The following is a 20,507-nucleotide window of genomic DNA, read 5'->3' on the forward strand; positions in this document are numbered from 1 at the left end:
GCGCTCTAGGGTCTCGGCGGCCGGCATCGTCATTGTTCGTTAGTCCCTCGTACTTCGGAAATGATCGACCAGGTGTTCATGCTCGCCCCTGCATCTCTGGTTGCCCTTCGAACCGAGCGATCATCTCGCGCATCAACGTAACAACGTCTCTGCGGTCGGCGCCGTTCGAAATGAAGTTGCAGCGATTGCCTTCGGCGTCGCCGAACGGGAAGACGAGCAGGACGAAGCCCGTCTCCCGCGCTGCGCCCTTGGCGTCTCCATTGAGGATTTCATCCAAGACGCCGGCCAGAGCGTTCATCTGCTCGCGGTACTTTGCCTGGATGGGAGAGCGTCGCCAAGGCGTTCGGTCATGACGTCAATTCCTTGACGATCCACATGACCGACTGTTCGAGCGAGGTCATCGCCAGCGAGGCATAGCGCCCGGCCTTGACCCGGCCAAATACTTCCTCCAGTTCGGCGGCCTTGTTCTTGATCTCGTCGTGCAGCGCTTTCTCGTCGTCGGAAAGGGCACGATATTTCGGCCGAAATCGGCTGACCGGAATCGCAGTGTCGGCTTGTCGGCCATCGGGTTGGCCCTCGTACACGTGTGCCATGCATATCTCCTTTGCTGGCGGTGGTTAAACTTGGTCGGGCTGTCTCACATGCGGAGGAGGCGAGAAGCTAGCGCCCGATTCCTGAAATCTAGCGACGACGCTTTGCGCAAACTCGACAGCCGCAGCCGGAGACGCCTGCATGGACGAGCTGAAGAAATATTGATTAGCGCAGATGCCTTGCAGGGCCGCGCAAAAGATGCGCTCCTGGGCATCTGGAGGAAGCTTATTCATCGGCCGTTCTCACTGTTGACTGTCGGTATGACCGATGCGCCATCCCGCCACGCTGTGCCGTATTCGGCATCCATGACATAAACAAAGCCCCTCGCGGTGTCTCGCGAGCGTTCGGTAATCTCTGCACCGCCGACGATATCTTGCAGGAAGTCCCTAATCTCCAGTAGTGATTGAAAGTCACAGGCCCGATTAGCGATAGCCTCAAGTTCAATGGCGTGAGCGTTCCAAGCGCGTTGCTCGTCAGCCTCCCCTGAACAAGAGGCGTTGTCCCGCGCGACTGCGGCGAGTGTTTTTAATTTTTTCGAGGTTTCAGATGCCGGCATCACGCGGGAACCTTTATTGCCTGATCTAGAGATGCTTCTAAAAGGGCAACCTGATTGCGCAGAAGCTCAACCTCTTCTACTAAGAGACGTTCAGCACGCAGCGACAGGACGCCGCTCTCACGACTCGTTTCGTTGTTCTTGACCATCTCGAAGACAGTACTGAGTTCATTGAGTTTTGCCTGACGCATCGAATCCAGCGTTGCTAAGTCAATGCTCATCTCAGTTCCTTTCAGTTTCAAAATTAGCGTGCCGCCTTCACGCCCAACAATGTCGCGGTCGCAGACAATGACGTTTTTGCCACGATCTACGTAGAGCGCGCGCTCTACGTAGATCGTGATCCACATAAGCAACCGCACGATTGTACTCGGCTTGCCAGTACCCATCGCAAATCGAGTTGAAGGTGTCTTCGACAACGGCTTCCCAAAACAAAAACCAGAACAGCATGATTACCTCCGGCACTTGAAGTCGATTTCATGGACGTCTGTCCAGCCGAAGAAAAGCTGGATGCGTTCCCAATAGGTCAGCCAGTGCAGACTGCCGTCGCTGACATAGAGCAGCGGCCCGTCAACATGCTTCCAATTCACCCTTGGCTCCACAAACACATACGAGCCGACAAAGCTACCGCTTTGGGCGCGACGATAGACCCAACCGGGCCGTTTCAACGAGGCATCGGAGATGATGTGCATTGATATAGGTCTCGATGTCCAAAAATCAGGCCCGGGCCCTAGCCAGCTCATTTTCAATCCCTGTTGTTGACGTAAGTCAGCCACCCGACCAGCCAGCGGAGACTGAAGGCGATGGCTACGGCGATCATTGCGTATGCGAAGCAGGTCATTTCATCCTCACGCTGAAAATAGTCATAAGTTCATCTGCCGCGCATACCTCAGCGTATACCTCAGCGCGTGCATGGCGCGGTGGAGTGAGAGGGGTGCCTCTCCATCTCGGTTTTTAAGTTCGTCGATACCTGCTTGCAGGTGCTTGATTGCGTCTTCGATCGCCGAAGTCTGCGTGTCGCCGTCTTTGGCAGAACGAGCGGCTGTCGCGGGAGCGGGGGAGCGGATGGTCGGGGAGACAGGCGCTCCGCATCGCACGGAGGTCTCTGGTGCACCAGCGCCTGACTGCTCGGCCACACCTGTCAAAAATCTGGCTTTAAATTCGTGCGGCGCTAGGACTTCCGCGTTTTTGAACCAATCGCCACAGGCCCAATGCTCGGCAGGATGTCTAGCGTCATCCCGGATTGATCCATCCGACATCTTGCAGCGAACAGTATCGCAGCCGCTGCCGGGGTTTTGCCAAGCCTGCCGCCAAACGCAGTATGCGAGTACGATAGCTTTCTCGCTGTCCCCCTTACACGGTCCCGGTTCGACCTCATCGTGAGCGATGTCGCAATGAATGCACGGATTACCAAAATGCGTCATGATGTTCATGTTCAATCCTTAGCAGGCCCTGCTGTTGCCGGAGTACGTGGGGCTGGTAGCACGCAAAGCGCTTCGACCATCTGCGCCATGTCAGGCACGCCGGGGCCGTCTTCGTCCGTGTACTTCCAGAAGTCATTGGGTGCCCATTTCCAGCAACCGGCTGCGCGTGCGAACATGTTGAGAAGTTCTTCGCGTTTCATTTGGAATTTCCGGATTGAAGCATTGTCGATGGGTTCGACAGGGCGGCCTTCCAACCTTCACGGAAGGTGGCGCGCATGTCCTCATTGATCAGATCAGCGGTCTCCTGATCGAGGCCGCTGTCCATCTCAACGCCGGACTCGAATTCCGCTGGATAGGGCTCTGCGTATGCCTTCTGCGATTTGAAGAAGGCATCGATCATTTCATCCGTTGGGGCTGTCAGCTTCTCGACCAGACTGAGCAGCCGTTCTATTTCGTCGGCCGCTTTATCGAAGTGCCAAGCATCAGCGTCGGCTGTTCCGGTGTGTTCTTTCCGCGCCATCGTGCCACGCGCCCGGAGGCTCTTAACAAGCTCGCTCATTTCGGCCTCACGTCGAATTTCTGGAGGAGCGCTTCGGACTCTTCGAGGTAGATTGCCTGCGTATCCGTCATGCCTTGTTCCCACGGCTCTTCGTGGGTTTGCTCAAACATGGTTTGTGCTATCTCTAGCGCCGTCACGCATTCTGCCGGTGTGCGACATGCAATTTGCAGCGCATCGAACCAACGGCTCGCCTGCTTTCGCGCGAATAACTTCTCGCGATCATCCAGGCCGTCCCAATCGGCTCCCACCATCATCCGGCAGGCGGCGTCGATTTGCTGCAATGTCGGTTGTTGGGCATGTGGTTCGATATCACTCATCAGAGATTCCTCGCGAAAATGCAGATCCCAACCGTCATCCCGATCACCAGGCCGATAAGGCCGAGCCAGTTTGATGCGAGCTCAGGCATCTCAACCTTCTCCCGGAGCGAGGGGCTGATCAGCGCGGATAGTATTTTCGATGTGATCTGCGATGTCGCGGAAGGTGTACCCTTCGTCATTCATGGTCGCGAGTTGCCTCTGCGTGTCGTCATCCAGGCCGACCATTTTCAAGGCGTCATAGCTCAGATAAGCCTCGCCCTGGGCTTCCATGATCGTATCGTTGAGCACTGGAACGCCTGTTTTCCACTTGACTCCCATCGTGTGGCACAGCACGCCGAGGCAGCAATAGCTGTACCGCTTATTGCTCTGTTTTTCGCGCAAGTTTCCACTCGCTTGACGATACCGCTTGCTCCGCAGCGCCTTGACCCACCTCGCCTTCAAATTCGCGTCCATCATTCCCCTCCGTCAGATATGCGGATTGCGTCCAGGTCCGAGCGGCTAATCGCGAGCGAGAGCCGCGCGGGCGCGTTCGAGTGCGGCGCCGAACGTGTGAGGGAGCTTCGCAGCCAAGGCATTGCCCCAGATCATGCGGGTGTAGATATTCTGGCCGTCATTTCCATTGCGGTTGAGCGCGTCCCAAGAGAGGCCGACAGAGGCTCCCCACAGCCCGATCAGGCAGCCGCCGCTGCAATTCGACCAATTGTACTTGGTTTGCGGATCTTGCGTTTCGAGCCAGCCTATCAGGCTCCTGAGGAGAGATTCCTGAGACGAGAAAATGAATGCCGTTGCGTCCATAACCGACAAGCTGTTGCGAAGATCTTTGACCAGGCGCTGAATGAAGTCGGCTTCGCTGGCGCAATGCTCGAAAGACATCCTCTCGGTCGCGTGGTATTTGACGCGCTCGGCCGCCCTCTCAATCTGCTCAAGTCGCTTCTTCAGTAAGTCGGTCATGGCTGTTCTTTCATTTGCTGGATGCTAGCGGCTAAGCTTCAACGAGCTTGCCGCCCGAAGCTCGGTACGGTGTGTTTTCCCTGAGCCCATCCTTGCCGATGCAGCCCGTGGCAAAGCCAACGCATTCGCCTTTGTCGTTGAACTCAGCCAGCGAAATCCAAGTGCCATCAATGCCACTTGCGATTGTGCCTGGACCGGCCGCAGCGATCACGGCGTTCCTACCTTCAGCTTTGATCTTCGCGGAGTCGCCCGAGGAGCCGATCTTCGCGGAGTCGCCCGAGGAGCCGATCTGCGCGTAGGGGCCCGAGGAGCCGATCTTCGCGGAGTCGCCCGAGGAGCCGATCTGCGCGTAGGGGCCCGAGGAGCCGATCTGCGCGTAGGGGCCCGAGGAGCCGATCTGCGCGTAGTAGCCCGAGGAGCCGATCTGCGCGTAGGGGCCCGAGGAGCCGATCTTCGCGGAGTTGCCCGAGGAGCCGATCTGCGCGTAGTAGCCCGAGGAGCCGATCTGCGCGTAGTAGCCCGAGGAGCCGATCTTCGCGGAGTCGCCCGAGGAGCCGATCTGCGCGTAGNNGCCCGAGGAGCCGATCTTCGCGGAGTCGCCCGAGGAGCCGATCTGCGCGTAGGGGCCCGAGGAGCCGATCTTCGCGGAGTCGCCCGAGGAGCCGATCTGCGCGTAGGGGCCCGAGGAGCCGATCTGCGCGTAGGGGCCCGAGGAGCCGATCTGCGCGTAGGGGCCCGAGGGATCGTCTCCCTTACCCTTGGTCAGGCCGATAACGGCATCCACGGCGCGGCGAATGAATTCGGGCAGAGATAGTTCAGCCTTGATCGTGATCTCAGCCGATGCGATCTTGCTATCCTCGTCGTGGCGGGAAAGGTCGCCGCTTTGCTCGACTTCCGCGAACCTGGAGGGCCGCCCCTCATCATCAACGACAGGATAATAAGACCAGACATCGAACGGGGTTTCGCAGGCGTGGAAGCCGTTTTCGCAAGCCTTGATCTTGCCCTCTATGGTGTACGTCTTGCCAACCTCGAACTGAAATCCGCGACATTTCCAGTCGTGAGTAAATCCCTTGTACGAGGTCACAACTTCTTTCGTCTTCTCTTTGGCCTTGGCCATGTATTGCCCCTGCATTTGAAATCTAATCGGGCTTTCGCCCTCCTCACGAGATGCTTCGACCTGTTATCGATCGCGGCCGGCGTAAACCGGCGAGCCATCGAAGCGGCGCCAGGCGCGAATGGTGCGCGGCTTCTTGATGCCGAGGTGGCGCTTGCGGACTCGATCGTTCTTTGCTTTCTCAGCTACGTCTCGCGCCGTCTTTTCCCGATGTTTGCTTCGTAGCGCAGGAGCAAGATTGGACTCGCGATGCTCGCCGCCATTAGTAAGAGCCACAACATGGTCCAGATCCCAGACGTCACCAGCCTTGATGCGCCGACCAGATAGGTGGCAAATCCCGCCATGCCGAGCGAAAACCCTAAGGCGAACGCGCGCAGGGATCGCATCATCATCTGTTTTTCCAATCCATTCATCGACGGACCTGCTCACGAGGCCAACTCCAACTCGCGAAACTTCACGCCGCGCTCGGCGCCGAATGCATAGATCAGCTCCAAAAGGTCGCTGATCTCTTCCTTGGTCATTTGCGATGTCCGCATGCCGAGAGGCACGAACGTTCCGGCGTCGATGCCAGGAACGACGCGAGTTCGGCGAAGCGACGCGGTGAGCACGTCTTTCCAATCCTCGCTGCTCAGCTTCTGGCCGTACCATTCAACCTGCTTGCTGATCTGGCCGAGGAGGGACCACATGAGCGCATTCTGATCGATGGTCCGGCGAGGGGCGCGAAACTCGACCGTTGTCCCCTCTGGGACGTTATTGGCCCAAGTCGCGATGAGATTGCGATCGGCCCTTCCCTTGATCTGGACAATGGCGCGGGCCATCAGGCAGCTTCCTTCTCGCCATAGAGACTGTTGAGCTCGGAGAGCTTCACGGCCATCTCGAGCAGGAAGCTGGCGATTTCGGTCTCCAGGAAGTCGATCCGCTTGTCGTCGCGCGGGACACGCTTGACGAACAGCCGCATATATTCCGGCATGCGCGGATCGTAGGAAACGAAGTCGCACCACTTCCGGCCCGTGCAGGCCATCTGGAATTGCATCTGATCGACGTATTTGGCGGGGACGGCTTGGCCGAGAAGCGTCTCCAAGTGTGTCGCTGTGTTGGGACACTTGATCTCGACCAAGCCGTCACCCGCGACCAGGCCATCGGGGCTGGCACCAGCCTGGTCAATCTTCGGATGAGGTACGAACGCAACCTGCTCGACCGTGGCGCCCTGATAGAACTCATAAGCGGCGCGGGCCTCCGGCTCGGTATCGACGCCGTGTTGCATGGCGGCGTTCGTGTAGGTCTCTGCCGGCGTGCCGGTCAGGCGCTCAGCGATGAGCTGGGCGAGGTAATTGGCGCGCGATGCGGCCGGGCCGGTCTTAGTGCGAGCAACGATGTCGGCAACGCGGGAGGCTGTGACCTTGCCGCAACGCAATGCCTTCCACTCGGCCGAGCCCTGAAGGATCTCCGTCATTTCGCGCTCCGCCTCTTGTTGAGGGCCGCAATGGCGCGGTCAAAGTCCTTGGCCTTGAGCTGGGCGATACCGTCCACCTTGAAATAACGGCAGAAGGCTTCCTTGTCGGCCTCGACCTCATCGGCGAGCGCGAGCAACTGCTCGACCTGCTCAAGGCTGATCGTTCCAGTGCTCTCAGCCTCCTTACCGTCGTCATCGTCGGAAGCCGCGAGACCAAGTGCGGCCTTCAAGGTCATTCTCTGCAAATAGGTGAGGGTAGACGCGACGGCCTGAATGCTGTTCTTGTTGCCGCTCTCGTCCCGGCCGCCGAGTAGCGTCACCTCTTCGAAATGGCCGCCGCGATGCGACACAATGCACGTGACAGTGACCGGCTCGTTGACGTTGGAGGCAACACGATATCGATAGGACAGGCCGTGCCGAGCCAGGATCGGCGAGACGACGCGGGCGATCTCGGCCAAATCCTCATATTTGTAGTGGGTGCGCCCCTTGGAGGACGTGAAATCGACCTCACGGTTCTTGCTGATGACGGGGATCTCGGCCTTGGCGCCGGCCATGGCTTCGTCAAATGCCGCGCGCTTCTGATCGGCGATAGTGTCCTTGTGCCACTGCATCAGCGTGACCATTTTGGACATATCAACCGACGTATCGCGGGCGACGCGCTCGATCATGCCGAGAACGGCGGCGTTCTCCGACTGCACAGGCAGGCGGGACGTAGGGCCTTCAATCTGGCGGACGTTCTCGATGGGAAGGGCTGCGGTCATCAAACGAACTCCGGTTCGGCCATCGCTTCGGCCACGCTTTGCTGGATCTGCTCGAAATCGAAGATTTCATCAATCAGACACTGCTTTTCCTGCGGATCAGCAGTCATGATCTGGTGGAAGTTCTCTTGGATCGCTTGGATGATGGCTTTGGTGTCCCTCATGTCAGAGCGCCCAAGCCGCCGCGCCGAAGAAGCAGAGCGCGAAGCCGATCAACACGAGGGTGTTTTCGAGGGTCTCCATGCGGGTCATCAGAACGCCCCCATACGGTCTTCGCGGCGCATGTCAGCGCGATATTCAGCAGCAGCCTCGCGCTCGGCCTCGATGGCTTCGCGGATGGCGTCCTGAACGCGGAAATTCCACTCGTTGGAAAGCCGCTCCTCGACGATCCCTGCGATCTCAGTGGGAGCCGCGACGTAGATCCATGGCTTCTTGCCAGCGGAGCGTTCTGCCTGAGTAAGGGTCTGATAGCCCTCGACACAGACGGACTGGACTTGCCAGTTGCCGTTGCGGTCGAAAGTGAGTTCGGCGCAGCCGTTGATTTGGCCAGCCGGGATGCCGTTGGCGATCACCAGCGGGAGTTCTTCGAATTCGTAGGTGAAGGTTGCCATGGCTCAGGCCTCCACCGCGCGGGAGCCGGCCTTGCGAACCATTTCCTCGCGCTTGCCGATGACAGTGTAGCCGTCGATGGTCTTGGAACGCTTGACGCGCAGGCCGCGCCAGACATGGGAAAGGTTCGGGTCGTCGTAGTCGGTGACGAAGTAGAGCTGGTTAGCGCTGGTCTCGATAATCATGTCGAACCCCCGTTCTGATGGTTCGATCTTACACCAGATGAAAATAACCGCAATACATATTTTGCATCTGGCGTAAACTTTCGTTGATGCAGTGCAGCAAAAAGCCCGGCGCGACGGCCGGGCTGCATCAGATCGATTCGGGAGAGGGTGTTATCCTTTAGTGCCCGTTTTAACGACGGAGCGGGCCAATTCCTCGATAAGTTGGCGCTCGCCCTGCTTCGCCTGGTCCCAGATCGACCAAATCGCTTCGGGGTTACTAGGGTCGCGCATCAGGAGGCTCGCAGGATCGGTGCTGAGGGCATCAGCAAGAGCTTCAAGGGTGTCTTGGGTATAGGGCTGGGTCCCGCTCTCGATGCGCGAGATGCTGGCAACGGACGTTTCCAACCTCTCTGCCAGTTGTTCCTGGGTGAGCCCGCGGAACTCCCGCCATTGGCGGAAGAATGTGCGGCGCCGTTGCACCTTGGGGCGGAAGCCAATTCTTTTCGACATTGCAACATCTTACACAACATGCAAACTGATTACCCTAGCACCAGATGAAAAACCGCTTGCGCGTCATTTGCATCTGGTGTAAGTGAGCGGAGCATGAGTGAAGATGCTGAAACCAATCCTCTACGCCGATGGCGCGGTACGCGCAGCTTGGAAGAGATCTGCAATCTCTTCCCGCTGCATGGTTTCCCGCGGCCATCTATTGCCAAGCTTTCGCGCATCGAACGGGACCAGAAAGTCCCACCTCAAGACGTTCCGGCAGTCGCGGCGATCACGGGCATTCCGGCCAGGGAATTGCGGCCCGATCTCGCTAAAATGTTCGGAGCGGCTTAATGAGCAAGCCGAAGCCGCTCCGGAATGAGGGTGTTGCTGACCTTCTCGTCGAGCACGCGGCGCGCTTCGACGTTTGCAGCTTCGGCGCCAACGAGAGAAACAATCAAGTTGATCTGTGCGCCACTGTCGATGGTGAAGCCGACGCAGCGGAGTACTCCATTTATTTTCCGAAAAGCCCCAAAACCGTCGACGTAAACCGTTTGCATTCCGGCCGCTTGGAAAAGCAGTTCTCGGTCGTCCATAGGAAATGTCCCCAGCCCTTGGTGAGGGGATCATCCTATGCGCCGTTGGGAAATTGCAGCAAGCTAAAAACGTCAGCGCGCAATTGCTACAAAAGTTTCCCACCAGTTGATTCAATCTCTGCTGTTCCAAGTTTCGGAACTTCAACTCGTTTATGGGCCCGCGCTTTTCGCAGCGTTTGTGAGCGCTATCACCAACTCCTGAATCGCGTCTGGCAATTCGGAGAGTGGGAGCGCCAATCGTGCGACTACCGTTCCCACGTCGTTTTGTCGGCTGAAAAGAACGATTCGAACGATACCCGCGACAATCTTCACTTCGTGAATGCCGTCGAAAAAAATTTCCTGGGCGTTATGCGGATCGATCACGTCCATCTCGTTTCTCCGGGAAAATACGGGGTGCGGCAATGAGTAGCCATTTCGAAATGACGCGCCGGCAGGAGACGGGGGGCATTCGTCCTCCTGCCGGCGCTCGCAGCGCGTTCACGAAATACAATTCCCGCGCCGAAACCTCTTCTTCGCCGGCCGTTCTCCTCCCTGGGTCGGCCAACTTGGTCTCATCGTCGAGACCCTTTTATCGCCGTGCGATAGAGCTGCTCAAAGCGCTCGATGTCGCGCAAGCGCTGATCGATATAGCGGCGCTCGTCTTCGGTCTTCTCTTTCTCTGTGCGCTGGCGGGAAGTGTCCCGCTCGCTGTCTTTCTTCTGTTCTTCGCAAGCTTCTAGGACCCGTGCGGCGGCCAGGCCGATCGGGGACCAAACGTCGTTATCTTGAATAAGTGCTTCCTTCGCCATGAACCAACCATGGCAGGGATAAAATCCAAATGTTGGAGAAGTTGTCCAAAATGTGTGTGCGTCAGGCAATGATCGATGTGGCGGGTTCACCGCCAGGATACGGCGAGCAGCCGCGATGGCTGACTGCCGTCGCCAAGCAGATCGGCACTTCCTATCGAACGGCGCGCTCGCTTTGGCTCGGAGAAATCGACGACCCAGACCACTGGGCAGCGAAGGCAGTAAAGCGTGAGGCGGCAATAGCTAAAGCCAAACGAGAGGCGGCGGAACTGGCTAAACAGTTCGAGAACTTGGCTGGGAAGTTGAATGCAAAACATCAGGATATCTATAGCGCGGATGTTGCTGCGCTTCTCGACGCGGCTCGCGTCATTCGCGGTCTGGATCGCACCTGAGATCAAGGGGGGAAACGATGGACGAGAGTAGGCAGTTCGCGCTCCATCAGGAGCAGCTACGCGTGCGCAACATCAATGCGAGCAATGGGCTTTTGTCTCGCTTGGTTGAATACCACGGCGGCGATTTCAAATCGGAGCCGGTCATCATTGTCGAAGCTCCTCTCCCGGAGCCGGAACCCCCGCCGCCTATTCAAGACGAATGGATTATGTCCATTGACGATGGGCCGCGCGCGCCGACGATCAAGGAAATCAAGCTCTGCGTTTGCAGGCACTTCAAGATTTCGCCGATCGATATGGATTCGCCGCGCCGCGCAATGAACTTGGCGTTGCCGAGGCAGGTTGCGATGTACCTCGCCCGGACGCTCACTCCGCGGACGTTCCCCGAGATCGCAAAGCGATTTGGCGGCCGAGATCATTCGACGGCGGTGCATGCCGCGCAGAAGATCGCGCGCATGATTGAGTCCGATCGGTCATTTGCTGCGACCGTTCGGAAATTGGAGGCTCAATTCCGATGACTCCGATCCATGTCATTGCACGGCGCCTCGAGCGCATTCCGTTGCATCATCGGATTGCCCACCTCAAAGCCCTGGCTGCTGCTGAGAAGCCCCGCAGCGGCCGCCGTAACGAACTTGAGGGCTTATTGGCTGAATGCGTGCTGAAGCAGCTCAAGCGCGAAACGAGGGCTGCATGAAAGCGCAACTCGCCTGGCTCACCTCGCCAGAACCAAACGTGTACATGCTCAATATCCAGCCAGAAGGGTGGATAAGTCCGATGACGATCGAACTGTCCGAGTCGCACCTCGCTAATATCGTGGCTGACGGAGCGCATTTTGCACTTCGTAAATCCAGAATGGCAGGAGAGAGACATGGCGTTAAGTGATGGAGAGATCGCGATCATTAAGGGCATGCTGGCTCGTGGTGATCGGCAGTCGGACATAGCCGCATATTTCGGCGGTTCGAATGGTGGCCGCGTATCTGAGATCAATACTGGAAATTCGGCGCTGGGTCGCCGGGCCTCCACCATCGCAGCGGCGTCTTCATCTGAGCTGCCACCTCCGGGGCCCTACTTCGTCTCCGGTCGTGCGGCGATCAGAGCAAAAGAAACTCTCGCGGCACTCCGCGACCTGATCGACCAGACTCTAGAAGAAATCAACAACTGGGAAGCTAGCTCAAAGGACGGGGGATGACGCAACTAGTTCGATATGAAACCGCGCGGGCCGCTCTTGCGGAGGCTCGCAGCGTTGATGAGGTGAAGGACATCCGCGACAAATCCGAAGCCATGCGCGCATATGCTCGCATGGCTAAGGATACTCAGCTTGAAATCGACGCTACTGAATTGCGCCTTCGCGCTGAGCGGCGCCTAGGCATCATGCTTTCGCAGCAGGAATTGCATAGGGGCGGGAGACCCTCGAAAACCGGTTCTTCTGAGGAACCGGTTTTGACGTTGGCCGACGTTGGCATCGACAAGAAGCTGTCCTCTCGTGCGCAGCGCATTGGCGGCGTCGGAGAACAGGCCTTTGAGGCGATGGTCGAGAGTGTCCGGGATCGGATAGCAAAAGGCGATCGCGTTCCGCTTGACATAGCTGCCACGGACAAAAAGGAGCGCCGTGCAGAGCGCGAACGCGAGCTCGCGGCCAGACAGACTGCACTCCCGGATAAGCGCTACGGCGTGATCTATGCCGATCCTGAGTGGCGTTTCGAGGTCTATAGCCGAGACACCGGCATGGATCGCGCGGCAGACAATCACTATCCGACCAGCTCGACGGAGGACATTTGCAATCGTCCCGTCGCTGACATCGCCGCCGATGATTGTGTGCTCTTTCTCTGGGCGACCGTGCCAATGCTGCCAGATGCTTTGCGTGTAATGGATGCTTGGGACTTCCGGTATAAATCGCACTGCATCTGGGCTAAGGACAGGATTGGTACGGGCTATTGGTTCAGGAATCAGCACGAGATCCTGCTTGTTGGTACTAGAGGCAACGTGCCGGCGCCCGCAATGGGCACCCAAGTTGAGAGCTTAGTGGATGCCCCCGTTGGGCGCCACTCCGAGAAGCCGGAGAAGTTCTATCAGCTCATTGAGCGATACTTTCCGAGCCTTCCCAAGATTGAGTTGAATGCGCGTGCTGCGCGTCCAGGTTGGGACGCATGGGGTTATGAGGCCCCGATCGGCACGGAGGCTGCTTGAGCGATATCGGTGACATTGTTGAAGCGCTAGTAGCGGCAGGAACGCCGCCCGCGCTGGCTGCTCAGATGGTCGCGAGAGCCTTTCAGGCCGGCATTGAGGCGGCAACTGTCCGCGGAATTCCGGTGGACATTCCGGTGGACAAAACGGCTGAAAAACGTCGCGCCTATGATCGAGAAAGGAAGCGTGTCCACCGGAATTCCGGTGGAATTCCACCGGACTCCGCGGAATGTCCTATTTTGCCTCTCTCTTCTTCTAATCTTAATAGAAAGAGAGGGGAGCGGCTTCCACCGGACTGGACGCCTGCCGAAGTCGAACGTAACTTCGCTCGCAAGCTTGGCTGGTCGGAAACTCAAATCGACGCCGAGGCCGCGAACTTCCGGGATTACTGGATCGCGAAGCCTGGGAGCGGTGGGGTCAAGCTCGATTGGCCGGCAACATGGCGCAAGTGGATCAGATCCAGCAAGGTCAAGCCTGCTGGGCGGCCAATAGCGGAAATTGCGCAGTCTTCCGGCGGTTTCTACGCCAAGTTTGGTAGCGAAGAGCAGGACGCTTGGGATTCCTATCGGAAGGCCCGCGAGGGGAAGCCATACCCGCGAGATAGCAAGGGCGGATGGCAGCATACGGCGCAATGGCCGCCCGGATACACCCCGCTCGCCGTCGACCAGCAAGCAAGCATGACGAAATTGAGGACGATGCAATGATCCGCGATCCCTCAGACGGCTCAGTGCGAGAGGCGAAACCCTCGCGCTAAATTTCATTTTGGTTCCGATAATTAGTAGGAGAGGCAAAGAATGGGTGGACCTTGACCGAAGCCGAACAGAACCAGCTCGTCATTGAGCACATGGATGATCTTGTTCCCGCAATTGCGGCAGAGTTTCGTGGTGGCGAGTTAGAGTTTGAGGATCTTCTGGCAGTCGGCCGGGTGGGCTTGATCAAGGCGGCGAGGTCTTTCGACGCCGACAAGGCAAAGTTCTCAACATGGGCTACGACCAAGATTCGATCGGCGATCATGGATGCAGTAGAGGCCACTAGGTCTCAGTCCCAATGGTTCCCGAAGGAAGGCTTGGGCATCTCGCCCCAGCGAGTTAGCGACAGCATCGAGCGCGTGTTTGACTGGGATTCTTGGGGCGAGTTCGGCAACGCTGCAGCGATTTGTGAAATGTGGTCAAAGCTGGACGCGTCGCCCGAAGAGCTGACCTGCATGTACGAAGATATTCAGTATCGTCAGGATAGGTTTTCTGCTGCGTTCATCTCGTTGACCGGCGCACAGCGAAAGCTAGTTCGTTGGGTGTATTTGGACAATCCGCGCAAGAACATGGCTGATGCCGCTCGCGAGCTGGGCGTCTCCTACCATCAAGCATCTCGTCTGATGCGGAAGGCTCTCGCGACGATGCGTGAAGTGTTTCTCAGCATGGACAAGAACTCCGGGGGCAATATTGCCAATGGCCACCTCTCCACCACCAGCCATGAGGGCTGCGCTCCCGGTGTAGCTGCGTAGGCGCCACGTAGTGCGGTTGGGGCCCAGCCTCCCAAGGATGTGCAATGACGACCCGCGAGCCGCAGAAATTCTAAGGGTGGCAACATGGGCGAATTGATCTACGCCGACTTCAAGACCAAATCGCGCCACTATACGAAGGGCGGGGGACTAGACGACCTGGTTGTTTTGGCGAATGCGGTATTCGTTGAGGCCTTCCCGGTTGATGTGAACCACTACCACCGAGACACGGCGCCAGCTGAATATACAGCGCCAGAACAGGACCCAGCATGAGCATGGAATATCAGGCGATGAATAATGCTGCGAATGCCTACCAGGGTGCTGTATTGGGCGCTATTGGCCAGGCAAATAAGGTGGAAGCTCCCCGGACGCTCGCCAGCGCGGCTTCGCGCATCGAAACGCTAAATGAGCGTCTTGCCAAGTCCATTGATGCGCTTTCGATGATTTGTTCGCAGATTGGCGCGATGTCGGCGCTGAATCAAATCGGCGGCAATCCGAACGAAGCGAAGGCAGTGCCGGGTGGCGCCATCCACCGGCTCAATGATTCAGCCGATGAAGCTCACGCGAAGCTCTCGGCGATCGAGGGTTATGTCGTCAGCATCCAGCGGGCGCTAGGTTAGATGCTCCCCCTCTCGTTCTTCGCCAAGGTCCGCAGGAATCTCGAAAAGCAGGAAAAGCACATGAGCAAAGAACAGCTTCAGTTTCTCGCGAAGATGATCGTCAACGGCCAAGCCGAGCTCGTGAAGCGCGGCGGCAAGATCGTGCCAGTGAGCCGCATTTGATCCCGCTCTTTGTCGGCATCCCCGTCGCAGTCGAGTGGGCTGATATCGCGGTTAAGGTCTATGTCGGCGTTGTGGCATGGCTCCTGAGCGTGGTCTTAGCGAACATGATCTGCGCTGGTATGCAGCGCGGCTCTCGATCGCGGTAGAGGATACTCGGAGACTTGGCGGAATGTCGGTTAGCGAACTGCGCCAGGCCTTCAAGGATCTGCCTGGATCGGAAAATCTAATTGTCAGCTATGCCGATAACGGCAACCAGATTATCCAAATCGGGGACAAGAGCGTAGAGGTGGGGCCGATGGCCTCGAATGATGAAATCCGCCTCGCGCTGCAAAATCCATTCATCCGGACGGAGAACACGAAGGTGAGCGTCACGGGCGCTAAGTTCCTTGCTGAGCAGATCCGCACGCAGTTAGCGGCGGCGAAGGCAGAGTTAGCAACAGCTGGTACTGATATGGCCGCTGCTATGACTGAACTTCAAGACACCGTGGTCGAGGCCAAGAACCAGGTGAAGGCGGTCAAGGACGAAACTGCCGATCTGAAGGCGGCACTTGGCCTCAACTCGAACGGAGGGCCGGCGTGACGTTCCGCGAGGGCGATGTCGTCAGCCGCAAGGCTGGCGGTCCTCTTATGACCGTTGAAGACGTGCGCGCCGATAGTTTGGTGGCTGTCGTTTGGTTCGATGCTGACGCCCATGTTCAGCGCGATGTCTTTGCGCCGAACACACTTCACAAATGGAAACTCGTGGAGAACGACGATGGCTAACACCAAGAAAACCGGCTCATTCCACGGCAAGAGCAACAAGCTCGGCCATGGTGGGCGCGCGGCACAGCTCAAGGCGCAGCACGTGCCGGGAGCGGTTATTGGGGCTATCGCCCGTCGCAAGGGCGCGGCTCCGGGCGGCCCGAACTATCACGGCGGCAAGAAGGGCAAGTAGCCCCATTCGTTAAATGGCTAAAACTCCTAGCGATATCCGATCTTTGGCGCGTTCGCATACCGAAACGGCCCTATCTACACTCGCCGGCATCGCCCAGAACGGGACGTCTGAATCTGCGCGCGTCGCTGCGTCGGTAGCATTGCTTGATCGAGGGTGGGGTAAGCCGACGCAGCCCATCTCTGGTGATGAGGACGGCGACGCCATCAAGCTCATCCACAAGATCGAGCGCGTGATTGTCGACCCTTCAAATCAAAACACCTAGGGTATATCAGCCGCTCCTCCAGCCGTCCCGCTACAAGGGCGTATATGGCGGCCGAGGCTCCGGCAAGTCGCATTTCTTCGCGGAAATGCTCGTTGAGGAGTGCTTAGCCGAGAAAGGCACGTTAGCGGTCTGTATCCGCGAGGTGCAGAAGACCTTGGCGCAATCGTCCAAGCGACTGATCGAAAGCAAGATCCAGTCGATGGGTGTTGGGCGCGAGTTTCAGGTCTTTAACGACAAGATCGAGACGCCGGGAGATGGAATTATCATCTTCCAGGGCATGCAGGATCACACTGCCGAGTCCATCAAGTCGCTCGAGGGCTTCCGCATTGCGGATGTGGAAGAGGCGCAGACGCTCAGCGCTCGAAGCCTGACGCTGCTGCGCCCCACGATCCGAGCGCCGGGAAGCCAGATCTGGTTTCGCTGGAATCCACGGCGCAAGGTTGACGCGGTTGACGAGTTCTTGCGCTCGAAGAAGCCCGAGAATGCGATCGTCGTCCAGGCCAATTGGCGGGACAATCCGTTCTGGACGGACGAGCTCGAAGCCGAGCGCAAGCTTGATCTCGAGCTTTACCCGGAGCGGTACGATCACATCTGGGAGGGCGGCTACGCGACCGCTTTTGAGGGCGCGTACTTCGCGTCGCTGCTCGCCAAGGCCAAGGCAGATGGCAGGATTGGCAACGTCTCGGCCGATCCGCTACTGCCGATCCGGGCATTCCATGACATTGGCGGCTCTGGTGCCAAGGCCGACGCATACACGATCTGGATTGTCCAGTGGGTGGGCGATCAGATCAAGGTACTGAACTACTACGAGTCTGTGGGCCAGGTCCTCGCCTTCCATGTGAACTGGATGCGCGAGAATGGCTATGAAAGCGCCATCAACTACCTACCGCATGACGGCGTGAATGCTGACAAGGTGTTCACAGGCAAGCGCTACGTAGACCATTGGGAGGAGGCCGGCTTCAAGTGCGAGCCGCCAGTTCCGAACCAAGGTCCTGGCGCTGCAATGATGCGGATTGAGTCTCTTCGCAGGCTTGGCCCCAAGCTTTGGTTCAATGCGGATACAACGGAAGCTGGCCGCGATGCGCTGGGCTTCTATCACGAGAAGAAAGACGAAGCGCGGAATGTTGGTCTCGGTCCTGATCATGATTGGTCGTCGCATGCTGCGGATTCGCTGGGCATGATGGCGGTTTGTTACGAGGAGCCGGGACGTTCTGCGAACTTCAATCGCCAGCTCGTCTACCCCACCCAAGGTTACGCATGATTAAGGACTTGGCGATCATTTACAGTGCGGCCCTCGTCCCGATAGGGATCGTGGCGTATCTGCTGATGGAGTTGGCGCGTTGACCGTTCATAGCGTCACCATTCAACTCAGAGCGCCCAGCGATGGCGATGCGGGACAGGTCACAGAGGGCTTCTACAAGCTTGAGGACGGCTATTTGCAAATGACCTTCCGGGATGGCCGACATCTCGAAAACCCGCTGTATCGCGTGCGCCTGCACGATGGCGCCGATCCCAAGGCGATTGCCGGCAATCTGACGCGATCGATCAGGCGGGAGCTTTCAGGCGAAGTGGTTGAGGGTTTCACGCGCAATCTGTCCTACGGGAAATCCGGCGTTGCCTAAGCTTTCCGACGATGCGCTGATGGCTATGCTTACCATGGAGCGGGCAGAAGCCGTTGCCACCATGGAAGCGTCGGAAATCTCGTCGCAGCGCGAAGACGCTATGGACTATTACCTTGGCGACATGACCAAGGACATGCCGGCGCTCGACGGGCAGTCCAAGGCGGTCTCTACGGACGTTGCGGATACCGTGCTCGGCATGATGCCGTTCATGATGGACATTTTCTGTTCATCTGAGGATGTGGTCAAGTTCAACCCCGCCGGTCCTGACGACGAGCAGGGGGCCTTACAGGAATCAGATTACGTCAACCACGTCTTCATGAACCAGAACCCCGGCTTCGTGGTCCTGTACGAATTCGTGTTCGATGCTCTGTTGCAGAAGCTTGGCGCGGTCAAGGTCTGGTGGGACGAACACGAGAAGGAAGAGAAGGAAACCTATCTCGGGCTGAGCGAAGACCAGTTCGCTCAGGTCGCGTTCGATGTACTACAATCAAACGGCACGCTTGAGATCATTGAGCATGATGTCGAGCAGGGCCCGCCCGACCCGATGACCGGGCAGCCGGCGCCTGTCCATAACGTCAAGCTCCTGCGTACCTCGAATTTTGCGCAGGCTCGAGTTCTGGCTTGCGCTCCGGAGGAGGTTGGCTGGGGGCGCAATACGCGCACGATGCGCGATTGCAACTATTTCTTTCATTCGCCGCCGAACCTGACCGAGGCCGATCTTATCGCGCAAGGTTACGACGAGGATCAGGTAAAGGAACTGCCGACCTTCAACTTTGCCTCCAACTCGGAGGAGTTGGCGCGGGACACGGTTGGGGAAGAGAATTTCGCCACTGAGACGGCCAATCGTTCTGCCCGTCCGATCAAGACCACCGAACACTACATTCGGATGGACTACGAGCAGAACGGGAAACCGTGTCTGTACAAGGTCACGACGGCTGGCGAGAAGAACCAGGTTCTCAAGAAGGACGGGAAGTCGGACGTTGAGGAGGTGGACGTTATCCCCTTCGCCGTCTTGACGCCGATCCTCCAGCCTCACCGGCTCTGCGGCCGGTCGGTTGCCGACTTGGTAATGGACATTCAGCGCATCAATACGGCGCTGTTGCGTGGTGTCCTTGATAACTCATATTTGGTGGCAAATCCTCGCCATGAAGTCGCTGAGGGGGGCGCTAACGTCAACACGCTGGACGACCTGCTGACGGTTCGCCGCAATGGTATCGTTCGCGTCAAGACATCCGGCACTGTGACGCCGCTCGCAACGCAGTCTATCGTCGGCGAATTGCTCCCGGTCATGACCTATATGGATCAGATCCGGGAAATGCGCTCTGGTGTGACCCGGACGGGCCAGGGAGTAGACGCGAACGCGCTACAGAACCAGTCCGCAACGGCCGTCAATCAGGTCTTCACGATGGCGCAGGCCAAGATGAAGCTGATCGCGCGGATCTTTGCCGAGACCGGCATCCGCGATCTGTTTTGGCTCTTGCATGGCACCATTCGCCAGCATGGGCAGAAAGCTGAAACTGTCCGGTTACGCAATCAGTGGGTCTCAGTCGATCCGAGGAATTGGAAGGCGCGCAACGATCTGACCGTTTCGGTGGGGCTGGGTGACGGCGGTAAGGCTCAGCAGTACGCTCAGACGATGGGCATCGCCAACTTCCAGAAAGAATTGCTGCTCGGCGGCAAGACCAACATCGTCGACGATGAGAAGATCTACAATACCGCAGCCGAGCTGACGCGCATTTCTGGCCATAAGAGCGCGGACAAGTTCTTCAATGACCCGAGCACCAAGAATCCGGACGGCTCGCTGAAATATCCGGCGCCGCAACCTCAGCCCGATCCCAAAGTGCAGATCGAGCAGATGAAGCAGGCCGGCAAGCAGGCAGAGACAGCGCAGAAAGCGCAGCTCGACCAGCAAAAGGCTCAACTCGATGCTGTTCACGAGCAGATCCAGGCTCAGGCTGATATCGAGGTCGCGCGGTTCAAGGCGCAGGTTGATACTATGCTGGCTGCGCTTGATGCGCGGCTGAAAATGACGATGGCTGCACAGGATCACGCGCACAAGCAGCAAGAGCATCACATGGATATGGCCGGCCGGGTGTTGGACATGGCCGCGACTGCTCATGCGCATGATACCAAAATGGAAGTGATGCGCGAACAGGCGAAGAATAAGCCGAAGGCGGATGCATGAAGCCAATTGAATTCACCTACAAAGAGGGCGGAAATTGGTATGCGTGGCTCATCCATTCTGTAAGGTTCGACAACGGCATGGAATGGGATGAAATCAACGGCTGGCGGAAAAACATCCGCATCCGCGTAAAGATGGGGCGCGCTGAAGCATGAAACAGCCTCGTTTAGCTCCCCTCCGCGACCGCGCCGCGTGCGGGACATGCGAGTTCGGAGAGATGCACGAGTCTAACGACACGCAGTTCTACTGCCGGCGCCGGGCGCCCGTCCTGGTCAACAGCGGGAAGGGAGCGGTCTT

At 58.0% G+C, this 20,507-nt stretch carries 38 protein-coding genes and 1 pseudogene; 19 read left to right on the top strand and 20 right to left on the bottom strand.

Annotated elements, in window-relative coordinates:
• Positions 1-76: 76 nt before the first annotated feature.
• From AYJ54_RS26375 to AYJ54_RS26460, 19 genes and pseudogenes are all read right to left on the bottom strand, one after another.
• Positions 77-298 (bottom strand): hypothetical protein, encoded by a 222-nt coding sequence (locus tag AYJ54_RS26375; protein ID WP_245329132.1) that lies wholly within the window; start codon positions 296-298, stop codon positions 77-79.
• A gap of 49 nt (positions 299-347) precedes the next feature.
• Complete coding sequence (locus tag AYJ54_RS26380; protein WP_063703488.1) at positions 348-593, bottom strand: Acb2/Tad1 domain-containing protein; 246 nt, start codon at positions 591-593, stop codon at positions 348-350.
• 227 nt (positions 594-820) lie between these two features.
• Positions 821-1,147 (bottom strand): hypothetical protein, encoded by a 327-nt coding sequence (locus AYJ54_RS26385; RefSeq protein WP_063703490.1) that lies wholly within the window; start codon positions 1,145-1,147, stop codon positions 821-823.
• On the bottom strand, positions 1,147-1,530 hold the full coding sequence (locus AYJ54_RS26390; protein ID WP_063703492.1) for a hypothetical protein: 384 nt from the start codon (positions 1,528-1,530) through the stop codon (positions 1,147-1,149). The genes AYJ54_RS26385 and AYJ54_RS26390 overlap by 1 nt, the downstream gene beginning before the upstream one ends.
• A 63-nt stretch (positions 1,531-1,593) precedes the next feature.
• On the bottom strand, positions 1,594-1,833 hold the full coding sequence (locus AYJ54_RS26395; protein ID WP_063703494.1) for a hypothetical protein: 240 nt from the start codon (positions 1,831-1,833) through the stop codon (positions 1,594-1,596).
• A gap of 743 nt (positions 1,834-2,576) precedes the next feature.
• Positions 2,577-2,765: a hypothetical protein gene (locus AYJ54_RS49750; RefSeq protein ID WP_136623944.1), complete on the bottom strand. Its 189-nt coding sequence runs from the start codon at positions 2,763-2,765 to the stop codon at positions 2,577-2,579.
• Entirely contained in the window at positions 2,762-3,124 is a 363-nt protein-coding gene (locus AYJ54_RS26405) for a hypothetical protein (RefSeq protein ID WP_136623945.1), read from the bottom strand. Before AYJ54_RS26405 ends, AYJ54_RS49750 begins: the two co-directional genes overlap by 4 nt.
• Positions 3,121-3,441, bottom strand: coding sequence for a hypothetical protein (locus tag AYJ54_RS26410; RefSeq protein WP_063703499.1), 321 nt, complete (start codon positions 3,439-3,441; stop codon positions 3,121-3,123). The genes AYJ54_RS26405 and AYJ54_RS26410 overlap by 4 nt, the downstream gene beginning before the upstream one ends.
• Positions 3,442-3,531: 90 nt before the next feature.
• Positions 3,532-3,894 carry a hypothetical protein gene (locus AYJ54_RS26415; protein ID WP_136623946.1) on the bottom strand — a complete coding sequence of 121 codons (363 nt, stop codon included), beginning with the start codon at positions 3,892-3,894 and terminating at the stop codon, positions 3,532-3,534.
• Positions 3,895-3,939: 45 nt separating this feature from the next.
• Positions 3,940-4,392 (bottom strand): hypothetical protein, encoded by a 453-nt coding sequence (locus AYJ54_RS26420; RefSeq protein WP_063703502.1) that lies wholly within the window; start codon positions 4,390-4,392, stop codon positions 3,940-3,942.
• 571 nt (positions 4,393-4,963) lie between these two features.
• Positions 4,964-5,524: pseudogene (locus AYJ54_RS54095) on the bottom strand (DUF7666 domain-containing protein); the annotation flags it as partial.
• 48 nt (positions 5,525-5,572) lie between these two features.
• Positions 5,573-5,935 (bottom strand): HNH endonuclease, encoded by a 363-nt coding sequence (locus AYJ54_RS26430; protein ID WP_245329133.1) that lies wholly within the window; start codon positions 5,933-5,935, stop codon positions 5,573-5,575.
• Entirely contained in the window at positions 5,932-6,324 is a 393-nt protein-coding gene (locus AYJ54_RS26435) for a recombination protein NinB (RefSeq protein WP_063703507.1), read from the bottom strand. The genes AYJ54_RS26430 and AYJ54_RS26435 overlap by 4 nt, the downstream gene beginning before the upstream one ends.
• Positions 6,324-6,959: a lambda exonuclease family protein gene (locus AYJ54_RS26440; protein ID WP_063703508.1), complete on the bottom strand. Its 636-nt coding sequence runs from the start codon at positions 6,957-6,959 to the stop codon at positions 6,324-6,326. The genes AYJ54_RS26435 and AYJ54_RS26440 overlap by 1 nt, the downstream gene beginning before the upstream one ends.
• Positions 6,956-7,720: an ERF family protein gene (locus AYJ54_RS26445; protein ID WP_082905863.1), complete on the bottom strand. Its 765-nt coding sequence runs from the start codon at positions 7,718-7,720 to the stop codon at positions 6,956-6,958. The genes AYJ54_RS26440 and AYJ54_RS26445 overlap by 4 nt, the downstream gene beginning before the upstream one ends.
• Complete coding sequence (locus tag AYJ54_RS50835; RefSeq protein ID WP_161491906.1) at positions 7,720-7,881, bottom strand: hypothetical protein; 162 nt, start codon at positions 7,879-7,881, stop codon at positions 7,720-7,722. The genes AYJ54_RS26445 and AYJ54_RS50835 overlap by 1 nt, the downstream gene beginning before the upstream one ends.
• An 87-nt stretch (positions 7,882-7,968) precedes the next feature.
• The gene (locus AYJ54_RS26450; RefSeq protein WP_063703510.1) at positions 7,969-8,328 is read right to left on the bottom strand and encodes a hypothetical protein; all 360 of its coding nucleotides are present in this window, start codon (positions 8,326-8,328) and stop codon (positions 7,969-7,971) included.
• 3 nt (positions 8,329-8,331) lie between these two features.
• Positions 8,332-8,511 carry a hypothetical protein gene (locus AYJ54_RS26455; RefSeq protein WP_063703512.1) on the bottom strand — a complete coding sequence of 60 codons (180 nt, stop codon included), beginning with the start codon at positions 8,509-8,511 and terminating at the stop codon, positions 8,332-8,334.
• Between the two features lie 150 nt (positions 8,512-8,661).
• Positions 8,662-9,000, bottom strand: coding sequence for a helix-turn-helix domain-containing protein (locus tag AYJ54_RS26460; protein WP_063703514.1), 339 nt, complete (start codon positions 8,998-9,000; stop codon positions 8,662-8,664).
• Positions 9,001-9,093: 93 nt separating this feature from the next.
• On the opposite strand from AYJ54_RS26460, the gene AYJ54_RS49755 reads away from it, so the two are divergent.
• Both AYJ54_RS49755 and AYJ54_RS49760 read left to right on the top strand, forming a co-directional pair.
• The gene (locus tag AYJ54_RS49755) at positions 9,094-9,330 is read left to right on the top strand and encodes a hypothetical protein (protein ID WP_136623947.1); all 237 of its coding nucleotides are present in this window, start codon (positions 9,094-9,096) and stop codon (positions 9,328-9,330) included.
• Positions 9,330-9,977, top strand: a complete 648-nt coding sequence (locus AYJ54_RS49760) for a hypothetical protein (RefSeq protein ID WP_136623948.1) — start codon at positions 9,330-9,332, stop codon at positions 9,975-9,977. The genes AYJ54_RS49755 and AYJ54_RS49760 overlap by 1 nt, the downstream gene beginning before the upstream one ends.
• 146 nt (positions 9,978-10,123) lie before the next feature.
• Here AYJ54_RS49760 and AYJ54_RS26475 read toward each other — a convergent pair whose 3' ends face one another.
• Positions 10,124-10,360 (bottom strand): hypothetical protein, encoded by a 237-nt coding sequence (locus AYJ54_RS26475; protein ID WP_063703520.1) that lies wholly within the window; start codon positions 10,358-10,360, stop codon positions 10,124-10,126.
• A gap of 29 nt (positions 10,361-10,389) precedes the next feature.
• Between AYJ54_RS26475 and AYJ54_RS26480 the strand changes: the two genes are divergently transcribed.
• The 17 genes from AYJ54_RS26480 (at position 10,390) to AYJ54_RS50840 (ending at position 20,365) form a co-directional block, all read left to right on the top strand.
• Positions 10,390-10,749 (top strand): hypothetical protein, encoded by a 360-nt coding sequence (locus AYJ54_RS26480; protein WP_063703522.1) that lies wholly within the window; start codon positions 10,390-10,392, stop codon positions 10,747-10,749.
• 62 nt (positions 10,750-10,811) lie between these two features.
• Complete coding sequence (locus AYJ54_RS26485) at positions 10,812-11,264, top strand: helix-turn-helix domain-containing protein (protein ID WP_161491907.1); 453 nt, start codon at positions 10,812-10,814, stop codon at positions 11,262-11,264.
• On the top strand, positions 11,261-11,440 hold the full coding sequence (locus tag AYJ54_RS26490; RefSeq protein WP_063703525.1) for a hypothetical protein: 180 nt from the start codon (positions 11,261-11,263) through the stop codon (positions 11,438-11,440). The genes AYJ54_RS26485 and AYJ54_RS26490 overlap by 4 nt, the downstream gene beginning before the upstream one ends.
• Entirely contained in the window at positions 11,437-11,628 is a 192-nt protein-coding gene (locus tag AYJ54_RS49765; RefSeq protein ID WP_136623949.1) for a hypothetical protein, read from the top strand. Before AYJ54_RS26490 ends, AYJ54_RS49765 begins: the two co-directional genes overlap by 4 nt.
• Complete coding sequence (locus AYJ54_RS26495) at positions 11,615-11,935, top strand: hypothetical protein (RefSeq protein WP_063703527.1); 321 nt, start codon at positions 11,615-11,617, stop codon at positions 11,933-11,935. Before AYJ54_RS49765 ends, AYJ54_RS26495 begins: the two co-directional genes overlap by 14 nt.
• Positions 11,932-12,933: an MT-A70 family methyltransferase gene (locus AYJ54_RS26500; RefSeq protein WP_063703528.1), complete on the top strand. Its 1,002-nt coding sequence runs from the start codon at positions 11,932-11,934 to the stop codon at positions 12,931-12,933. Before AYJ54_RS26495 ends, AYJ54_RS26500 begins: the two co-directional genes overlap by 4 nt.
• Positions 12,930-13,634 carry a hypothetical protein gene (locus tag AYJ54_RS26505; RefSeq protein ID WP_063703530.1) on the top strand — a complete coding sequence of 235 codons (705 nt, stop codon included), beginning with the start codon at positions 12,930-12,932 and terminating at the stop codon, positions 13,632-13,634. Before AYJ54_RS26500 ends, AYJ54_RS26505 begins: the two co-directional genes overlap by 4 nt.
• A 101-nt stretch (positions 13,635-13,735) precedes the next feature.
• The gene (locus AYJ54_RS26510) at positions 13,736-14,431 is read left to right on the top strand and encodes a sigma-70 family RNA polymerase sigma factor (RefSeq protein WP_063703531.1); all 696 of its coding nucleotides are present in this window, start codon (positions 13,736-13,738) and stop codon (positions 14,429-14,431) included.
• Positions 14,432-14,515: 84 nt separating this feature from the next.
• A complete protein-coding gene (locus AYJ54_RS26515; protein ID WP_063703535.1) occupies positions 14,516-14,701 on the top strand; it encodes a hypothetical protein in 186 nt (61 codons plus the stop codon).
• Positions 14,698-15,048 (top strand): hypothetical protein, encoded by a 351-nt coding sequence (locus tag AYJ54_RS26520; RefSeq protein WP_136623950.1) that lies wholly within the window; start codon positions 14,698-14,700, stop codon positions 15,046-15,048. The genes AYJ54_RS26515 and AYJ54_RS26520 overlap by 4 nt, the downstream gene beginning before the upstream one ends.
• 331 nt (positions 15,049-15,379) lie before the next feature.
• Complete coding sequence (locus AYJ54_RS26525) at positions 15,380-15,790, top strand: hypothetical protein (protein WP_063703541.1); 411 nt, start codon at positions 15,380-15,382, stop codon at positions 15,788-15,790.
• The gene (locus AYJ54_RS26530) at positions 15,787-15,972 is read left to right on the top strand and encodes a YodC family protein (RefSeq protein WP_063703542.1); all 186 of its coding nucleotides are present in this window, start codon (positions 15,787-15,789) and stop codon (positions 15,970-15,972) included. Before AYJ54_RS26525 ends, AYJ54_RS26530 begins: the two co-directional genes overlap by 4 nt.
• Positions 15,965-16,144 (top strand): hypothetical protein, encoded by a 180-nt coding sequence (locus AYJ54_RS26535; protein ID WP_063703543.1) that lies wholly within the window; start codon positions 15,965-15,967, stop codon positions 16,142-16,144. Before AYJ54_RS26530 ends, AYJ54_RS26535 begins: the two co-directional genes overlap by 8 nt.
• 233 nt (positions 16,145-16,377) lie before the next feature.
• Complete coding sequence (locus tag AYJ54_RS26545) at positions 16,378-17,667, top strand: PBSX family phage terminase large subunit (RefSeq protein WP_063703546.1); 1,290 nt, start codon at positions 16,378-16,380, stop codon at positions 17,665-17,667.
• Between the two features lie 79 nt (positions 17,668-17,746).
• Entirely contained in the window at positions 17,747-18,028 is a 282-nt protein-coding gene (locus tag AYJ54_RS26550; RefSeq protein ID WP_063703548.1) for a hypothetical protein, read from the top strand.
• Positions 18,021-20,213, top strand: a complete 2,193-nt coding sequence (locus tag AYJ54_RS26555; RefSeq protein ID WP_245329134.1) for a portal protein — start codon at positions 18,021-18,023, stop codon at positions 20,211-20,213. Before AYJ54_RS26550 ends, AYJ54_RS26555 begins: the two co-directional genes overlap by 8 nt.
• Positions 20,210-20,365 carry a hypothetical protein gene (locus AYJ54_RS50840; RefSeq protein ID WP_161491908.1) on the top strand — a complete coding sequence of 52 codons (156 nt, stop codon included), beginning with the start codon at positions 20,210-20,212 and terminating at the stop codon, positions 20,363-20,365. The genes AYJ54_RS26555 and AYJ54_RS50840 overlap by 4 nt, the downstream gene beginning before the upstream one ends.
• Positions 20,366-20,507 lie beyond the last annotated feature (142 nt).

The organism is Bradyrhizobium centrolobii (genome assembly GCF_001641635.1).
Taxonomy (GTDB): Bacteria; Pseudomonadota; Alphaproteobacteria; order Rhizobiales; family Xanthobacteraceae; genus Bradyrhizobium; species Bradyrhizobium centrolobii.

Excerpts from the sequence above, each read along its gene's own strand:
- AYJ54_RS49765 (WP_136623949.1), top strand. The coding sequence starts at position 11,437 with ATGAAAGCGCAACTCGCCTGGCTCACCTCGCCAGAACCAAACGTGTAC.
- AYJ54_RS50835 (WP_161491906.1), bottom strand. The coding sequence starts at position 7,881 with ATGAGGGACACCAAAGCCATCATCCAAGCGATCCAAGAGAACTTCCAC.
- AYJ54_RS49750 (WP_136623944.1), bottom strand. The coding sequence starts at position 2,765 with ATGAAACGCGAAGAACTTCTCAACATGTTCGCACGCGCAGCCGGTTGC.
- AYJ54_RS26520 (WP_136623950.1), top strand. The coding sequence starts at position 14,698 with ATGAGCATGGAATATCAGGCGATGAATAATGCTGCGAATGCCTACCAG.
- AYJ54_RS26375 (WP_245329132.1), bottom strand. The coding sequence starts at position 298 with ATGAACGCTCTGGCCGGCGTCTTGGATGAAATCCTCAATGGAGACGCC.
- AYJ54_RS26410 (WP_063703499.1), bottom strand. The coding sequence starts at position 3,441 with ATGAGTGATATCGAACCACATGCCCAACAACCGACATTGCAGCAAATC.
- AYJ54_RS26490 (WP_063703525.1), top strand. The coding sequence starts at position 11,261 with ATGACTCCGATCCATGTCATTGCACGGCGCCTCGAGCGCATTCCGTTG.
- AYJ54_RS26495 (WP_063703527.1), top strand. The coding sequence starts at position 11,615 with ATGGCGTTAAGTGATGGAGAGATCGCGATCATTAAGGGCATGCTGGCT.
- AYJ54_RS26445 (WP_082905863.1), bottom strand. The coding sequence starts at position 7,720 with ATGACCGCAGCCCTTCCCATCGAGAACGTCCGCCAGATTGAAGGCCCT.
- AYJ54_RS26535 (WP_063703543.1), top strand. The coding sequence starts at position 15,965 with ATGGCTAACACCAAGAAAACCGGCTCATTCCACGGCAAGAGCAACAAG.
- AYJ54_RS26390 (WP_063703492.1), bottom strand. The coding sequence starts at position 1,530 with ATGGGTACTGGCAAGCCGAGTACAATCGTGCGGTTGCTTATGTGGATC.
- AYJ54_RS26480 (WP_063703522.1), top strand. The coding sequence starts at position 10,390 with ATGTTGGAGAAGTTGTCCAAAATGTGTGTGCGTCAGGCAATGATCGAT.
- AYJ54_RS26500 (WP_063703528.1), top strand. The coding sequence starts at position 11,932 with ATGACGCAACTAGTTCGATATGAAACCGCGCGGGCCGCTCTTGCGGAG.
- AYJ54_RS49760 (WP_136623948.1), top strand. The coding sequence starts at position 9,330 with ATGAGCAAGCCGAAGCCGCTCCGGAATGAGGGTGTTGCTGACCTTCTC.
- AYJ54_RS26395 (WP_063703494.1), bottom strand. The coding sequence starts at position 1,833 with ATGCACATCATCTCCGATGCCTCGTTGAAACGGCCCGGTTGGGTCTAT.
- AYJ54_RS26440 (WP_063703508.1), bottom strand. The coding sequence starts at position 6,959 with ATGACGGAGATCCTTCAGGGCTCGGCCGAGTGGAAGGCATTGCGTTGC.
- AYJ54_RS26385 (WP_063703490.1), bottom strand. The coding sequence starts at position 1,147 with ATGCCGGCATCTGAAACCTCGAAAAAATTAAAAACACTCGCCGCAGTC.
- AYJ54_RS26515 (WP_063703535.1), top strand. The coding sequence starts at position 14,516 with ATGGGCGAATTGATCTACGCCGACTTCAAGACCAAATCGCGCCACTAT.
- AYJ54_RS26435 (WP_063703507.1), bottom strand. The coding sequence starts at position 6,324 with ATGGCCCGCGCCATTGTCCAGATCAAGGGAAGGGCCGATCGCAATCTC.
- AYJ54_RS26420 (WP_063703502.1), bottom strand. The coding sequence starts at position 4,392 with ATGACCGACTTACTGAAGAAGCGACTTGAGCAGATTGAGAGGGCGGCC.
- AYJ54_RS26405 (WP_136623945.1), bottom strand. The coding sequence starts at position 3,124 with ATGAGCGAGCTTGTTAAGAGCCTCCGGGCGCGTGGCACGATGGCGCGG.
- AYJ54_RS26450 (WP_063703510.1), bottom strand. The coding sequence starts at position 8,328 with ATGGCAACCTTCACCTACGAATTCGAAGAACTCCCGCTGGTGATCGCC.
- AYJ54_RS26455 (WP_063703512.1), bottom strand. The coding sequence starts at position 8,511 with ATGATTATCGAGACCAGCGCTAACCAGCTCTACTTCGTCACCGACTAC.
- AYJ54_RS50840 (WP_161491908.1), top strand. The coding sequence starts at position 20,210 with ATGAAGCCAATTGAATTCACCTACAAAGAGGGCGGAAATTGGTATGCG.
- AYJ54_RS26525 (WP_063703541.1), top strand. The coding sequence starts at position 15,380 with ATGTCGGTTAGCGAACTGCGCCAGGCCTTCAAGGATCTGCCTGGATCG.
- AYJ54_RS26475 (WP_063703520.1), bottom strand. The coding sequence starts at position 10,360 with ATGGCGAAGGAAGCACTTATTCAAGATAACGACGTTTGGTCCCCGATC.
- AYJ54_RS26460 (WP_063703514.1), bottom strand. The coding sequence starts at position 9,000 with ATGTCGAAAAGAATTGGCTTCCGCCCCAAGGTGCAACGGCGCCGCACA.
- AYJ54_RS49755 (WP_136623947.1), top strand. The coding sequence starts at position 9,094 with ATGAGTGAAGATGCTGAAACCAATCCTCTACGCCGATGGCGCGGTACG.
- AYJ54_RS26415 (WP_136623946.1), bottom strand. The coding sequence starts at position 3,894 with ATGGACGCGAATTTGAAGGCGAGGTGGGTCAAGGCGCTGCGGAGCAAG.
- AYJ54_RS26380 (WP_063703488.1), bottom strand. The coding sequence starts at position 593 with ATGGCACACGTGTACGAGGGCCAACCCGATGGCCGACAAGCCGACACT.